We start from the raw sequence: 14,914 nt of genomic DNA on the forward strand, positions 1-14,914 counted from the left end.
TATGACTGACCTTCTCACTTCCTGGAATGATGGGGTTGCCAAACAAGCAATCCTCGATTTTGTGGCGAAAGTAACCACACCGAATGCCCCATCCTTTGTGCCACCCGCCGATCGCATTGCGGTTTTCGACAATGATGGCACTCTCTGGGTGGAGCACCCCCTGTATGTGCAGGCATTCTTTGTTTTTGATCGCGTCCGACAACTGGCCCCCCAGCACCCGCAATGGCAGACCCAGGAGCCGTTTGCGTCCGTGCTGAACGGGGATCTAAAGGCGGCGATGGCGGCAGGCGAATCGGCACTGGTGGAACTGGTGATGGCGACCCACGCCGGGATGACAACCGATGAGTTTGGGGCGATCGCCAAGACCTGGCTGGCCACGGCAACCCATCCCAGCCTGAAACGACTTTACACTGAGTTGGTGTATCAGCCGATGGTGGAACTGCTGGCCTACCTGCGGGCAAACGGGTTCAAAACCTTTATCGTCTCTGGTGGTGGAGTCGAGTTCATGCGAGCCTGCGCTGAGCAGATTTATGGTGTGCCTCCAGAACAGGTGATTGGCAGCAGTGCCAAAACTCAGTTTGAAATGCGGGACGGTAATCCTGTGATTATGCGGCTTCCAGAGCTGTATTTCTTTAATGACAAAGCAGGTAAACCGGCTGCGATTCAGCACTACATCGGCAAGCGACCGATCGCCGCCTTTGGCAACTCTGATGGTGATTTACAGATGTTGCAATGGACGACCGCAGGGCCAGGAGAAACCCTGGGACTAATCGTGCGACATACTGATGGCGATCGCGAATTTGCTTATGACCAAACACCAATGGGTAGCCTCAAGGACGCACTGGTTGAAGCCGACAAGAAGGAATGGATTGTGGTGGACATGCAGCGAGACTGGCAACGGATATTTGCCTTCCAGTAATGTTAGTAGTTACGAACTGGCTGGCAATGCTTTCTGGCAATCCTTAGGAGGATATAATGCAGCCCACACCGTTAAACCTTCGTGCTCGTTTGAGGGCACCCAAAGCTGCCGCTATTGCCGGTATTGTGTTCTCAGTTCTCCTCATGATCAGCATTGCGCTAATTTTGAACAGCACCGCGTCCGTTCTAGGTGATGCCGGGACATCATTTCTTGCTAACAAAAATACCCTGCTAGCCCTCAACCTTGTTCCGTTTGCAGGAATTGCATTTCTCTGGTTTATTGGTGCAGTGCGCGATCGCTTGGGAGAGCGAGAAGACCAGTTCTTTGCGACCGTATTTTTCGGCAGTGGGCTATTGTTCCTTGCCATGCTGTTTACCGCTTCGGCGGTGGCCGGGAGCCTGCTGCTGCTGGACGACAACGTATCCAATCCCTCAATCGTATTGACCTATTACAATCTGGGACGCACTGTCACCCGTATAGTTCTGAATACCTACGGCATTCGGATGGCAGGTGTTTTTATGATTTCTATTTGCACCCTTTTCCTGCGTAGCAGAGTTGTGCCTGGCTGGATGGCGCTGTTGGGATATGGATTAGCAGCCCTCATGCTTCTGAGAATTGGCAGCATCGATCGGCTGGGATGGGTCTTCATGCTATTTCCACTGTGGGTACTTCTGATTAGCGTTTATATTCTGATTGATAACTACCGCAAGCAGGCAGGTGTCACACCAGAGGAGTCTTGAAAAGCAGTTTTTGCGATCGCTGTGCCCATGTCAACCTTTCACTGCTGGATCGCCTTCAGAGAACAAAATAAGATTGCCAGCAAGTAATTTTCTAGGATATTTCGAGACTAAGTTTCATCCTCTAAACTTCATCCTCTAAACATGAGTAATATTAGTCGCCGCAAATTCCTGTTTGCAAGTGTGACGGCAGGTATTGCAAGTAGGGAAGTCACCCGTTCCGCTCAGGCACAGCCTTCCCAACCCAACCCTGACGAAATTATTGCAGACGAAATCATTGCAACCGACGAGACACTGGATGCCATCTTTGGTTCAGAAAGTTTAGCTCCTAGTCGTTCTCCCGCTAACCCTCTTGGGTTGTCTATATCTCCCTCAATCCCCTACGATCGAGCCATGTCGCGCTTATTGATCCGCTGTAGTCAATTGGGAATGGAACAGTTTACCCAGGGACAGCGCGATCGCGGATATGAGGGTTCGATTCGAGCCTTAGAGAGTTTTTCCCGTGAACTGGAGCAATATACTCAGGTGGCAACCTTCAGAGTTGAGCTAGATGCAACCACCACGCTGCTGCCAGATTTGAGTCAGCTCGGCAGGCGAATAACTGGACGAATTATTCCCTCGACCCTTGCGTTTATCGGCTTTGTGCTGGCATCAAAAGCCAACAATATTATTCTGTTTCGCGGGACATCAAGCCCAAAAGAGTGGATGGCAAACTTTCAATCCCGTCAGAGTAACTATGTGCAATCACGGACGGTGCGAGGTCGCGTCCATAGGGGTTTTCTGCGACTGTATAATCGGCTGTCAAGACAAGTGCGACAGGCGGCTAATACGCTCGATCCCTCTCTGCCCTGTTTCATTGCAGGTCACAGTTTAGGAGGCGCACTCGCAACGCTGGCAGCAGCAGATCTTGCCTATAATTACCCGACGCTCAAGGATCAGATTCGGCTCTATAGCTATGGTGCGCCCAGAGTCGGTAATCAAGCCTTTGTCGAATTTCTGGAAACGATCGTTCTAAACAGTTACCGAATTTTGAATATGGCAGATATGGTCACGATGGTTCCACCCGCTAATCTGGCGGAGCATCAGTACAGTCATTTTGGAGAAGAGTGGGTGTTCTTAGACTACGCCCAGGGCAGTGTCAGCCTGAGCCACTCTACATCCATTTATCAGAGGGCAATTGATACCCAGATTGAAACAAATACAGTTCCCAATTTTCCGACATTCTGTTAGTACTGACAGTCATGCGCCTCCAGGATCGAATGCCGCTGCGGGTGTCGCGATTAAATAACTCCGATTTTTTCTGTACGGGCGCACTGCTGTGCGCCCCTTCTGGAGATCAAATTTTCGATTTTATTATTTAATCCGCGTTCCTTAGCCCGTTGCACTCCGTCAATTTCAATCGGTCGCCCTGACCTCGGTTTTTTGTTGACGCTGTACTAAGTTTCATCCTTAAATTTCATCCTCATTGCTCAATCAGACTATGATGGAGAATGCCCCTAAAAACTATCCACAGTTCTAGAACACGACCCTTCCGATTAATTTCATATTTTTTTTTCACTCAATTGCCACCCTATTGACTCAAAGACTCAAATCCTTCAGCCGGGTTTGGTAGGTTTTGGTCAGGATGTTCGCTTTGCAGTGCTTGTTGGTTTGCTTCAAAACATAGCCAGGAATAAGGAGATGCAATCCCTTCTTCAGCAATCTCACCGGCTTTATCAGCGATTGCAGTGCTGGCTGATTCTTAGTCTGGCAGTCGCGCTTTTGACGATCGCCCTTAGCCCAGCGGTTGCTCAATCGCAGATTTTAGCTGGAAATCCGATCGATGGATATCCAGTGGTTCTGGATGGAACCGAATTATTTCGCGTCAGGCAGGGAATTCCGGGCGTTGCGTCTGCCCAGGAGCGGGCGAACATTGTCAATACTCGCTTAGTTCAGATCGCAAATGATGAATCCATTTCACCGGAAACAATCCGGGTTGAGGAAGAGAAAAGCGGTTCTGTAATTCTGGCAGGCGACACCGTTTTGTTTACAGTGCGAGAGAGCGATCGCGATGGCAATGAGTCTCGGCAGGCAACTGCAGCCAGGAGTGTTCAGGCAGTACAGTCTGCAGTGGCGCAGTACCGACACGATCGCAGTGCCCAGCAGCTTGTGTACGGTGTGTTATTCACCCTCATTAGCACGATTGCCCTGATCGGATTTCTGGCGCTGGTGCAGTGGTTCATTTCGCGTTTTCTCCTCAGAATTAAAGCGGCTCAAAGAACCAGGGCACTCAGTTTCAGAGTTCAAAATCTTCAGCTTCTCGGCTCTGGAGCAACGGGTTATTTGCTGAGAGGTCTAGCTGGACTCCTGCGGCTGATTCTGGTTCTCGCCAGCTTTTATCTCTACATTCCCTTTGTACTCAGTCAGTTTCCGGCAACGCGCGCGCTCGGCAATTCTCTTCTGAGCGGTACTGCTGAGCGCATGAATCAGACCGGTGCCGCATTTGTGGAATACCTGCCAAATCTGGTTATTATTGTCCTGATCGGAGTTTTCACCTACTACCTCATTCAGTTTGTCAAACTCGTTGTCACCGAATTAGGACGAGATGATGCCTATCCCTGGTTTTATCCAGAATGGATACAGCCGACAAACCGACTGGCAACCGTCTTTTTAGTGATCGTCGCCTGCATTACGGCAACTCCCTTTATGCCTGGATTCAACTCACCTGCTTTTCAGGGAATTGGTTTGTTTTTGGGTGCGCTGTTTACGCTGGGGTCATCCTCTGCGGTGGCAAATGCGATCGCAGGCATTATTTTGATTTATACGCGGGCTTTCCACATTGGTGATATTGTCCAGATCGGCGAGATTAAAGGTGAGGTGGTTGAAAAATCATTATTTGTCACTCGATTGCTGACCTTTAGGCGGGAAGTCATTACGGTTCCCAACTCATCGGTTCTAAACAGCAATTTGATTAACTTCAATGCTATTTCCCGCATTCCCGGAGTTCCCAAAATAGCATCTAGTCTTCGCAAAGACAGCACAGCACCCCGCGAACCCAAGCAATATCTTCTGCTTCAAACCACAATCACCCTGGGATACGATGTTCCCTGGCGCACAATTCATGCAGTCCTGATTCAAGCCGCAGAAGCAACTCCGGGCGTTATTTCCGATCCGCCGCCATTTGTACTACAAACTGGATTGAATGATTTTAATGTGAGCTATGAGTTAAATGCGTACACAAATCGTCCTGAACTCATGCCCCAAATCTATTCAGAACTCCACCAAAACCTTCAGGACTACTGCAATCAAGCAGGCATCGAAATTCTATCTCCCGCTTATGCTGCGCTTCGTGATGGAAATCATTCGACGATTCCTGACCAGTATCTCCCGGAAGACTACACTTCCCCTTCATTTCAGATTCACGATCAGAATCATCATTCCTGATCAATGGTGTCCCATTGTAGGGTTAGCTTCTTTATGTCTCGCTTCTTGCTTATCCTTACATCGAACAAATGGCCATCTTCATCAATGCCTCGGTACAAATAACATCAGCTGCCTCGCACTCGGATGTACGTTTCGTCCACAAACCATAGTTGCCTACTTTTCCCTGTTTATACTAGCGTGTTGGGACAATTAAAAATATGAGAATTGCTACTTGTATGCTGTTTTCCTCTTACAAATTACTATTGTATAGAGTAATGGAAATTAATAAATATGTGGGTTAAATTTGGATTAAAATTGCATTAAAAATATATTTAATTTGGGTTCTGAATTTGTAAGCTTAATGACATAAGTTTGACCTAAAGAAAAGAAGCTGTAGGGAAGGAAAGGTAGTTAAAGGATTTGCACAATAATCAACATGAGGGCGTGCAGTCGATGAGCGTTTTGTGGAATTAATTCCCTGTCGATAATATCGCTATATTGTTAGCTTCTTTCCTATGAGTTTCATATCTTTTTATCCTAATTTAACGAATAGATAGATCAACCCAGATTAATCTGGAAGGGTTGCTGATAGACGAAGCGATCGCCTTCTGTAACGTAAAATCCATATCTCTTGAAGCGGCTATCTTATCAACTTCAGCGATCGAACGACTTTGTTCTGCAATCTTTCATCAATGTCGCCGAGTATTGTCCTGGTTACTGCTCAAGTTATTACTGTGCAACTGTTATAGATAATTATCTTTAACCCCTTCTGGGTAAATATAGCGTTCACAAATTGTTTGTGAACAAGGGGGTAGGGGCAACGCCCCCACGCCAGGGTTTTACCCCTGCACCCCGTTCAAATCCTACGGAGGATAGCTATATATTAATTTGTAAGTCTCTGTATAATCACGTAGCAAACGCGATCGAAAAACGATCGCTCAATTTAGATGAATTGAGTTTGGTTACAAAGTCTTTCTGCAAGCCTAATTGTTTGTTGGCTTTAAAGATCGCTATACCTTGAGTCGCGACAAATTCAGATAGACAAGTTCAGGATGTCTAAGCGTAAACAGTGTTAGCTCAGATTTTTTCATTTTTGAGAATAATACGAGGTTCTTTATGGGTACTGCCTTAGAGCAAACTTCTCTACTGCAACCAACAAGCAGAAGAAAAACGCTTCTCCGCTGGCTGGCTGTTCTTGCTTTAATTTACTTGCTGCTCGTCAGCATTCAAGTCATTAGCAGAGGCTTTAGAGCCACTTTTGGCGATGAGGCAGAGCAGCTTTTTGCCTTTGCCGAAAACCCATTTGTCGGACTCGTGGTTGGGATTCTTTCCACCGCATTAGTGCAGTCCTCCAGTGCTACAACGGCGATTATTGTGGGTCTAGTTGCAGGCGGTCTACCCGTCCGCATCGCAATTCCTATGATCATGGGTTCTAATATTGGCACCTCTATTACCAATGGCATTGCTAGCTTAGGCTTTGTAAGAGGCAACAAGGAAGACTTTAAACAAGCCTTTGCCGCATCCATTGTGCTGGATCTATTCAATCTCATCGCGGTGCTGATCTTTTTCCCACTGGAGATCTTATTTCATCCTCTGGAACGCCTCAGTACCGCTTCTGCCAGCCTTTTTGTCGGCGACTACGATCTGAGCGTGGACAAGTTTGACCTGGTGGGTGCCATGACTCGACCTGCCCGCAATTTGATTCTGAGTGCGACAGGTTTTCTGCCTGAACCCTATAACGGTATTGTGCAGATTTTCATTGGCGTTGGCTTAGTTTTTGTCGCCGTTTACTTCGTGGGCAAATTGCTTAAACGGTTGATGGTGGGTCGAGCCAAGGATATCCTTCACACCGCTATGGGCAAAGGTCTGATCGCTGGAATTTTGGCGGGTATATTTATCACCATCCTGGTACAGTCTTCTTCAGCAACCACTAGTTTGATGATTCCGCTCGCCGGTGCCGGCGTGTTTGGGCTCGATGTCATTTATCCCTTTACGCTCGGTGCAAATATCGGGACGACCGTGACTTCCCTGCTTTCTGCGACGGCTGTCACTGGGGAAATGGCGTTACCCGCTCTAGAGATTGCGAAAGTGCATTTGTTTTTCAACCTGTTAGGAGTTTTGCTGATTTTTGGCCTTCCATTCTTGCGCCCGTTGCCTGTGATTGGGGCGGAACGCTTGGCCGCAACAGCTAGCGAGAATAAGCTGATTGCTTTGGTATATCTTATTGGCGTGTTTTTTGTGATTCCCCTGATTCTATTAGGGCTTTCGATCGTGCTGTGATGCCAATTAGCCGATCATGAATGACCATACGCTCTGGAGTGCTTTCCTCATCGGAATTGTCAATGCTGGTTCGATGTCTCTGGGAGCTTTGACCTTCCTTGTCTAGCAACCGAGAGGGCAGTTGCCTATGAACTAGAAACAAATTGCTGATTTCAACTTGTTTGATCCATTTGTTGACCCATCTACGATGTCTCATCATGGAACTTGCCCTTTACTCACTCCTGGCGATCGCCCCCATCATAGTCGCCTTTTCACTCCTGATTATGGCAAATCGTCCGGCTACTCAAGCCATGTCCGCAGCCTATGCTGTTACGGTGCTGCTGGCTTTGTTGGTGTGGCGAGTGCCCTTTTTGCACGTTGCTGCATCCACGGTAGAAGGGCTGGTGGTCACCATGGTTACAATCACTCCAAATTGATTTCAACAATATTTTGGGAACTACCGTCAGTATTTCCACTCAGCCGCTGTTCTTACCCGGAACCTTTTTCATCATGGTGGTGTTCGTCGCCTACTTCCTGTACCAGATGGAACCGTCGCAGATGCAACGGGCGATCGCTGGTGCGATGCAGAAACTGATGGGAACCGCCCTGGCGATCAGGACCTCAGTTCCAATGGCAAAAGTGTTTATTAATTCAGGTGTGAATGGGTCAGGACTGGCGAGTATGCCCCTGACGCTGGCGGATGGGGTATCCAGTCTGGCAGGTTACGCAAAGTTCTCCCAGTCAATTTGATCTACTTAGCGATCGCAGGATTGATTGGTCTTTTAGCTGCATTTGGATTTTGATGACGGAGTTTGGGGTTGATTCACGCCTCTCCAGGTTCTATTTTTTTAAAACTATAGCCGCAGCCGGATGCAAGCTAGATTCAGCGTGCCAGGTAGGTCTCAGTCTTCTGATGATGTTCTTTGACCCAGCCTCGTACGTACAGAACTGGAACATTGATAGGCTAGCCGTGAGGCAATCAAGCCAGAAAGGGTGGCGACCCCAACTGTGGCGAGGCAAGTTAGCTTGGCGGTCGCTGGGCCACCGACTCCCAGTACCATTGCCACTGCCGTCAGCGGTAGTCGATAACCCCCAGCAATACCCGCCGCTGCCCCCGCCGCCCCCGCCAGATCCGCAGGCACCCCAAAGGCTGCTGCAAACACTCGACCACTCAAATCACCGATCGCCAGGAAAGGCACAAACACTCCACCACACCCCCCGGCTACAACCGCAGCTGTGGTAGATGCAGCTCGAAGCAAGGATACAGCCAGCAGGTGGTAAGGGGTCGTTTCGACGGATTCGGCCAGACGATGGCCCCTCCACCTGGCCCTAGCGCTGCTGCTGGAGATGCGACTTGTGCAGTCACGATCGCCAGCAGCAGCATGGCCAGACTGCCAAACAGCAGACGTGTGGCTGGACGGGTCTGCTTCTGTAAGCCTCTAGCCCAGTAGATTGCCTCACCTGAGAGCGATGTAATCACACCTGCGATCGCTCCGATGAACAACGCTGCCGTCGTCGCATCCCACAAGTCAGCAGGAGGCACCCTGGGCACGACCAACCGGATCAGACTGAGCTTGAAGATGAAGTTGACCCCCCAACCCACCACTCCCCCGGCTAACATCGCCGCCGCCCGTTCCGGGGTCAGTGGAATTTTTCGGCGCTGACTCAACTCAAACATGAAGAAGCTACCCACCAGCGGGATCCCCATCAAGGCTGACACCCCTGCAGCACCCCCCCCGATCGCAGCGGGACGCACCAAATGGTGCAGGGCTGGATTTATGCTACTCAGCCAGACTCCTGTCGCAACGCCAATATGGGCCGCCGGGGATTCGGTTCCCATCGGTGCGCCCAACCCAACCGTAGACAAGATTGCAAGAGCACGTAATGGTGCCCGCTTCCAGGGGAACCGCTCCTCTTCTCCGGTAGTGTTCACCACGTCACCTGTTAGATCGGCTCGAGCAACGTCGTGAGGGAAAGAGTACCAGGTCTGCTTCAGCCGATGATCAAGATTGGCATCCTGACGGGGAACCAGGGTTTGTACCGGCGTGCCTCTACCCAGGCCAAACAGTATCAGCACCGCTAATGTGACCCCGAGTAGTGGCAGCAGCAGCAGCCAGATAGGGCCTAGCCCGGAGACGAAATCAAGGATTTGCTTAATCTCCTGAGTCAGCATTACCGCAGTCAGGGAGCCGACTAAACCTCCGAGCAGTCCACCAATCGTCCAGAGGCTCACGCTAATCAACAGAGGGAACGGTTTGTTGTTTTCCATGGCAGCGAAATGGGATTCAAGTGAAAAAGGGGATAGCAACAGACCCCTCTGCAATGCGTCTCCGCCTCGAATTCCGGTTCCTATTGATTGATATGGCTCGAATTCATCAGTCTAAAGACTGCGATCGCTGATCACCTCAAGGTAAATTCCTTGAGCAGGAATAAAGCTCGCACTCTCTTGTTGATTGATTTGGGAATGCTGTAGCTTCAAAAAACAAACGTTATCTCACCACATCAATACGCTGTAGAAATAATTAATGCAGTACATGAACGACCTACTTGTACAACAGTTTACGAGGGGAAGATATGAAACTGATAGGAATATGTGGAAGTGATGGGGTTGCTCGTGTTTGCCAACCTTTCACTGCTGGCTCGCTTTCAGAGGACAAAATGATGTCTTGGGTGACTGCATCCTTCACTGCCATCGCAGAGAACTTCGGTAGGCTGTGAGTTTCTATTTGCTGTGAATCCTCTATGTGTAATGCCCCCCGTTCACCGAAAGCACCGTGCCGGTGACAAAACTGCTGGCGATCGGTGACAACAAAAACGCTACCGCCCAGGCAATTTCCTCTGGCTTGCCAAAGCGACGGAACGGAATCTCTGCAATAATCTTCTCTTTCACTTTGTCGGGGATGGACTGGGTCATTTCCGTCTCAATGAATCCTGGGGCGATCGCGTTGGCTCGTACCCCATACCGTGCTGCTTCCAGAGCAAGAGATTTGGTTAGCCCGATCACACCTGCTTTTGATGCAGCATAGTTGGTTTGCCCAATATTGCCTCGTTCGCCGGAAATAGAGCTGATGCAGACCACAGAACCGGCTCGATGCTCATACATCCTGGGAATCACAGGACGTAGCGTGTTATATACGCCCTTCAGGTTAGTTTCAATGACAGCATCCCAATCTTCAATTGTGAGCTTTGGGAAAAAGTTGTCTCTGGTTATTCCGGCATTCGCCACAACCCCATAAATTGAGCCGAGCTTCTGTTCAACGGATGCCACTGCTTGCTCCATTGCGATTGGATTCGTCACATCTGCTTGCAGTGCTAAAACATCATTGTGAACCGTACCATGAATCCCTGGCTCACTCCGGCAGGTATAGGCAACCTGGCTCCCTAACTGCTGCAATTGGCTGACGATCGCCGCTCCAATCCCTCGGTTGCCCCCCGTCACCAAAACAACTTTACCTGCTAATCCCAAATCGTTCATACCCTGAAATTGTCTATACAACAATGACCAATGTTTCTGTGTTTTTGTTCGTTCTGCTGCTGGCAACTTCTATGACAACCGCTCAATGGCAATCGCCGTTCCCCCCCCGCTTCCATGACACACAGAGGCCAATCCCATGTGTCCGTTTTTTTCCTGCAATGCGTTCAGCAACGTCACCAGAATTCTTGCTCCCGAAGCTCCGATTGGATGTCCCAATGCGATCGCCCCTCCAAACACATTCAGTTTGTCATAGGGAATCCCCAGAATGCGATTAAACAAAACACTACTCAGGGCAAAAGCTTCATTATTCTCGAAAAAATCAAAATCTGTAGCCTGCATTTTTAGCTTGTCTAACAGCTTCTTCACCGCATGAATTGGAATTTCTGGATAACGCCACGCTTCACCCCCTGCCCACGTTCCTTTCACAATGCGGGCAATGGGTTTTAATCCGTACGCTTCCACTGCCTTCGGGCTTGCCAAAACCAACGCTGCGGCTCCGTCAGAGAGTTGACTACTGTTGCCAGCCGTAAATACCCCATCCGCACTAAAAGCTGGTTTGAGGCTAGATAGTTTTTCCAGCGTCGTTTCTGGACGGATACCCTCATCCTTCTCCACCAGTTGCATACCCTTTTTGCCTGCAACCTCAATGGGAACAATTTCCCGATGCAGAAAACCCTGCTGAGTTGCATTCATCGCCTGCTCCTGGGAACACAAAGCGACTTCATCTAACTCATTTCGCGTCACCTTGTAGGCTTTTGCCAACCGTTCCGCCTGCTCTCCCATCTTTTCAGCGGTAATGGGATCCGAAAGACCGTCACGCACCACTAGATCAATCACTTGCTCTGATGCATCCATGATCAACTTACATCCCCATCGCATCCGGTGGGACAACAGCATTCCAGTTTGAGACATGGACTCCATTCCACCCGCCAGCACCAGATCTGCTTCCCCCGCAGCGATCGCAGTGGCGGCATTCATTACGCTCATCATGCCCGATGAACACACCATGTCTACTGCATATCCATTTGCCGTCTCTGGAATACCGGCTTTAAATGCAGCCTGACGAGGCAAGAGTTGACCGTGCCCTGCACGAAGGACATTACCAAAGATGTATAAGTCTACAAAATCTCCAGAAACATTGGCTCGTTGCAAAGCTGCCTGCATGGCGATTGCACCCAAATCAACCGGAGAAAAACTGGCAAGTGCCCCTCCAAAGCGACCAATTGGGGTACGGACGGCTGAAACAATGTAAACCTGTTGCATACTCTCTACTCCTCTGGTTCAGGACGATCGAATTAAGTTCCTTTAAATCAGAAAAATCAAGAAGACGAGAGCTTTATTGTTGAGTGAAAATGACATCTCAACCTTATGAAAAGGCAGGCTCACCTAATCACTTGTCCCTTAGTCTAAAACGAAAAGATATAGCGTTCACAAATTGTTTGTGAACAAGGGAGTAGGGGCAACGCCCCCACGCCAGGGTTTTACCCCTGCAACCCGTTCAAATCCTACGGAGGATAGCTATATGAAAAAGATATAAAGCTCGGCTTTAGCCCCGTGCTTCTAAAAATTTCTTCCCCTGATGTTTTCCATCTTCTATGAGTTGATTAATTAATGTAGGATTGCGATCGAGTTTACTTTCATAGTTGAGGACTTTCTGTAAGTCAGCAGACATTTCAATAAAAGGAATGTAGTAGGGTTTATCTGCTTTTTCAGCAAAAGATCTGGGGATTTTGATTGGTTCTCTAACGTGATACCTTTGCAAAAACTCGTCCTTAAATGCTCCTCTTAAGATGAGGTCATTGAGCCGCTCAACGCTTCGTAGACTTTGAAATAAGGAAATATTTCCTTCTAACTCATTACGGCGATCCAGAATATCGTCGATTTGAATGGGAATTGTCTCTCTAAAAGTCGGGTTTAACTTGATGACCCAGATTTCTTGAGGAATATTTGTATCTCCGACAAAAGATGGTCTAATCAGCTCTTCAATCGGTGGATTGTCTGAAAAGATGCCGTCCCAATATACCCCGCCATCTACTTCAACGGCAGGAAAGAGATTCGGAATCGCACAGGAAGCTAAAATGTGTTCGACTTTAATGGCTTCATGGGATGAATTGAACATCCACAATTTTCCAGTCAGAATATTGCTGGCTCCTAAGAGTAGGACTGGCGGATCGGGTAACGCTCCCCAATCAGCGAGTTCCTGAAAGTCGATATGTGCTTTCAATAGTTCGGGGAAATTGACAAATCGGCTTCGCAAACCCATTGTTACTAAAGATAACCAGCTTTGTAGCAGGGGTGATGCAGGACTAATATTGATTTGCGGAAGTAATCCCTTGTTGGTCAGTTCTAGCGTTTTAATGGATGAATCATTAAATATCCGTTCTTGATAAGTCTGAGCCGTATTATCCTGCCAAAATTCAAGCAATCGTTGCTCAACGGGATGTTCCCCTTTTTTCAAGGCATACCATACTAAAGCCGCACAGATCGCACCTCCCGAAGTGCCACTTAAACTAACAATTTCAAACTTGTCTTGAATGTTGTTCTCAAAAAGAGCCTGAAGTGCTCCGGCTGTAAAAGCAGCATGGCTCCCCCCTCCCTGACAAGCAATTGCGATCTTTGTTCTCATAAAATTTGTTTACATAAAAATTGAATAGCCGATCGACGCTCAATATACTCGAATTCGATTCCAAGTTGGTGCATCCTAGATCACATTTTCCGATCGTTTTATTCCTAATAAACCAAAGCTTATTATCAAAAACTACCACAAAAAACCTATGATTTAACGAATGGTTAATAGAAGCGTTTTTGATGGATTAGCCAGTATAAAATACAGAAATAGGAAACTGATATGAAAGTCAGAGAAATTTTAAATTGAGGGTTCGTCTGTTTGTCCGCCTGCTGTTTACCTGTTTACTTTGTCCCCAAAGTAGGGAAACCCTCAAATTAGAATTTTTGTCTGAGATTTCGGATGGTGTATTGTTGAAGCATCATTTCTGCCAAGCAGTTTGGACACCTAGCTTAATCAGGTCACTTCGACAAAATCTCCGAGAGGCAAGACAAATGGAAGAAACAGATTTTATTGGTGTAACAACCCCCCAACTGATCAAAGCCTGGGCAGAGGTTAGCATTGCGACGTGGAAAAGCTGGTTAGACTTAATAGAGTCTGCTCCAAGCAACTCTATGGCCTACGATCAGGCAAAGTCGGAGCCAGATCCCCAAAGCTTTACAGACTATCAGCAACTGCAACTTCGCCTGCTGAAACTTTCTTTTCAGGCCTGGCAAGAACTTTTGCCCAAATTTGAATCTGGTGAAGGTTGGCAGCAACTGCTCGATCACTATGTACAGGAATTACGTACTCAGATTCAAGCGTTCTCTGAAGAAGCGCAGAAAACCAGACAAAACACGGCAGAATTATGGCAAATCTATATTCAAGAACAGCAGAAATTTAATCAGATATGGGGCAGCACGTTTGGGGCATCTATTTTTGGGACATCTATTTTTGGGGCATCTATTAATCCATTTAGTAATCTATTTAGCCAGAACTCCACAAGCAGCAGCAATCCCTGGACTGAGCTAAACCATCTTTACTGGAACCAAATTTACGAGAAAACATGGGGGCATTTCATCCAGATGCCGGCTTTGGGGCCCAATCGGGTGCTCCACCACAAGCTCATGCGATCGTTTGACGCTTGGGCACAACTCTATCCAGCTAGCCTTAACTATCAGATCGTACTGGCGGAGGTTCACATCCAATCCTTTGAGGCGTTGATGCAGGCACTGCTGTCCCTGGCAGAACAAGGGGAAACGGTAAGAGAATGGGCGAAATTTCAACAGCTTTGGAGTCAAACTGCCGACCAGATATTTGATCAAGCATTCTGCTCTGAAGATAATCTAAGAGTGAGAGGCAAGTTTTTAAATGCCGTTAACCAATACAAGCTGTGTCAGCAAGAGCTAATTGAAACCTATATGCAAATGCTAAATCTGCCTACCCGCAGTGAAGTGGATGAGGTGCATAAGAATATCTATGATCTCCGTAAAGAGATTAAACACTTGAAACAAACCCTGGCGCAGTACGAATCTCAAGTGCAAATTATTCCCTTTGAGGATGCTGAATAGGATTCT

At 48.0% G+C, this 14,914-nt stretch carries 11 protein-coding genes and 2 pseudogenes; 8 read left to right on the top strand and 5 right to left on the bottom strand.

The features are described 5' to 3' along the window. The first annotated feature begins 1 nt into the window (after position 1). From ACM1PF_RS05545 to ACM1PF_RS05560, 4 genes are all read left to right on the top strand, one after another. A complete protein-coding gene (locus tag ACM1PF_RS05545) occupies positions 2 to 919 on the top strand; it encodes an HAD family hydrolase (protein ID WP_416672963.1) in 918 nt (305 codons plus the stop codon). A gap of 56 nt (positions 920 to 975) precedes the next feature. Then, a complete protein-coding gene (locus ACM1PF_RS05550; protein WP_416672964.1) occupies positions 976 to 1,659 on the top strand; it encodes a hypothetical protein in 684 nt (227 codons plus the stop codon). A 141-nt stretch (positions 1,660 to 1,800) separates the two neighbouring features. Continuing rightward, a complete protein-coding gene (locus ACM1PF_RS05555; RefSeq protein WP_416672967.1) occupies positions 1,801 to 2,886 on the top strand; it encodes a lipase family protein in 1,086 nt (361 codons plus the stop codon). A gap of 450 nt (positions 2,887 to 3,336) precedes the next feature. Then, a complete protein-coding gene (locus tag ACM1PF_RS05560) occupies positions 3,337 to 5,079 on the top strand; it encodes a mechanosensitive ion channel family protein (RefSeq protein WP_416672969.1) in 1,743 nt (580 codons plus the stop codon). A 32-nt stretch (positions 5,080 to 5,111) separates the two neighbouring features. Here the strand turns inward: ACM1PF_RS05560 and ACM1PF_RS05565 are convergent. Next, a pseudogene (locus tag ACM1PF_RS05565) lies at positions 5,112 to 5,243 on the bottom strand (DDE-type integrase/transposase/recombinase); the annotation flags it as partial. Between the two features lie 931 nt (positions 5,244 to 6,174). Here ACM1PF_RS05565 and ACM1PF_RS05570 point away from each other — a divergent pair. The 3 genes from ACM1PF_RS05570 (at position 6,175) to ACM1PF_RS05580 (ending at position 8,067) form a co-directional block, all read left to right on the top strand. Then, positions 6,175 to 7,338 carry a Na/Pi symporter gene (locus tag ACM1PF_RS05570; RefSeq protein WP_416672972.1) on the top strand — a complete coding sequence of 388 codons (1,164 nt, stop codon included), beginning with the start codon at positions 6,175 to 6,177 and terminating at the stop codon, positions 7,336 to 7,338. Positions 7,339 to 7,535: 197 nt separating this feature from the next. Beyond that, the gene (locus tag ACM1PF_RS05575) at positions 7,536 to 7,754 is read left to right on the top strand and encodes an L-lactate permease (protein ID WP_416672975.1); all 219 of its coding nucleotides are present in this window, start codon (positions 7,536 to 7,538) and stop codon (positions 7,752 to 7,754) included. Positions 7,755 to 7,767: 13 nt separating this feature from the next. Beyond that, a complete protein-coding gene (locus ACM1PF_RS05580; RefSeq protein ID WP_416672978.1) occupies positions 7,768 to 8,067 on the top strand; it encodes a hypothetical protein in 300 nt (99 codons plus the stop codon). A gap of 152 nt (positions 8,068 to 8,219) precedes the next feature. On the opposite strand, the pseudogene ACM1PF_RS05585 reads toward ACM1PF_RS05580, so the two are convergent. The 4 genes and pseudogenes from ACM1PF_RS05585 to ACM1PF_RS05600 form a co-directional block, all read right to left on the bottom strand. Then, positions 8,220 to 9,586 (bottom strand): annotated as a pseudogene (locus tag ACM1PF_RS05585) (chloride channel protein). 471 nt (positions 9,587 to 10,057) lie between these two features. Next, positions 10,058 to 10,792 carry a beta-ketoacyl-ACP reductase gene (locus ACM1PF_RS05590; protein ID WP_416672980.1) on the bottom strand — a complete coding sequence of 245 codons (735 nt, stop codon included), beginning with the start codon at positions 10,790 to 10,792 and terminating at the stop codon, positions 10,058 to 10,060. A gap of 69 nt (positions 10,793 to 10,861) precedes the next feature. Beyond that, positions 10,862 to 12,055: a thiolase family protein gene (locus ACM1PF_RS05595; RefSeq protein WP_416672982.1), complete on the bottom strand. Its 1,194-nt coding sequence runs from the start codon at positions 12,053 to 12,055 to the stop codon at positions 10,862 to 10,864. A 283-nt stretch (positions 12,056 to 12,338) separates the two neighbouring features. Continuing rightward, a complete protein-coding gene (locus ACM1PF_RS05600) occupies positions 12,339 to 13,418 on the bottom strand; it encodes a patatin-like phospholipase family protein (RefSeq protein WP_416672983.1) in 1,080 nt (359 codons plus the stop codon). Positions 13,419 to 13,852: 434 nt separating this feature from the next. Between ACM1PF_RS05600 and phaE the strand changes: the two genes are divergently transcribed. Beyond that, positions 13,853 to 14,908, top strand: coding sequence for a class III poly(R)-hydroxyalkanoic acid synthase subunit PhaE (gene phaE / locus ACM1PF_RS05605; RefSeq protein WP_416672985.1), 1,056 nt, complete (start codon positions 13,853 to 13,855; stop codon positions 14,906 to 14,908). Positions 14,909 to 14,914 lie beyond the last annotated feature (6 nt).

The sequence above is a fragment of the Egbenema bharatensis FJBBOT/2019 genome (assembly GCF_048077055.1).
GTDB lineage: Bacteria > Cyanobacteriota > Cyanobacteriia > Elainellales > Elainellaceae > Egbenema > Egbenema bharatensis.

Bases quoted from the DNA above. Each gene is read 5' to 3' on its own strand.
- phaE (WP_416672985.1), top strand. From the start codon at position 13,853: ATGGAAGAAACAGATTTTATTGGTGTAACAACCCCCCAACTGATCAAA.
- ACM1PF_RS05595 (WP_416672982.1), bottom strand. From the start codon at position 12,055: ATGCAACAGGTTTACATTGTTTCAGCCGTCCGTACCCCAATTGGTCGC.
- ACM1PF_RS05560 (WP_416672969.1), top strand. From the start codon at position 3,337: ATGCAATCCCTTCTTCAGCAATCTCACCGGCTTTATCAGCGATTGCAG.
- ACM1PF_RS05575 (WP_416672975.1), top strand. From the start codon at position 7,536: ATGGAACTTGCCCTTTACTCACTCCTGGCGATCGCCCCCATCATAGTC.
- ACM1PF_RS05600 (WP_416672983.1), bottom strand. From the start codon at position 13,418: ATGAGAACAAAGATCGCAATTGCTTGTCAGGGAGGGGGGAGCCATGCT.
- ACM1PF_RS05545 (WP_416672963.1), top strand. From the start codon at position 2: ATGACTGACCTTCTCACTTCCTGGAATGATGGGGTTGCCAAACAAGCA.
- ACM1PF_RS05590 (WP_416672980.1), bottom strand. From the start codon at position 10,792: ATGAACGATTTGGGATTAGCAGGTAAAGTTGTTTTGGTGACGGGGGGC.
- ACM1PF_RS05550 (WP_416672964.1), top strand. From the start codon at position 976: ATGCAGCCCACACCGTTAAACCTTCGTGCTCGTTTGAGGGCACCCAAA.
- ACM1PF_RS05555 (WP_416672967.1), top strand. From the start codon at position 1,801: ATGAGTAATATTAGTCGCCGCAAATTCCTGTTTGCAAGTGTGACGGCA.
- ACM1PF_RS05570 (WP_416672972.1), top strand. From the start codon at position 6,175: ATGGGTACTGCCTTAGAGCAAACTTCTCTACTGCAACCAACAAGCAGA.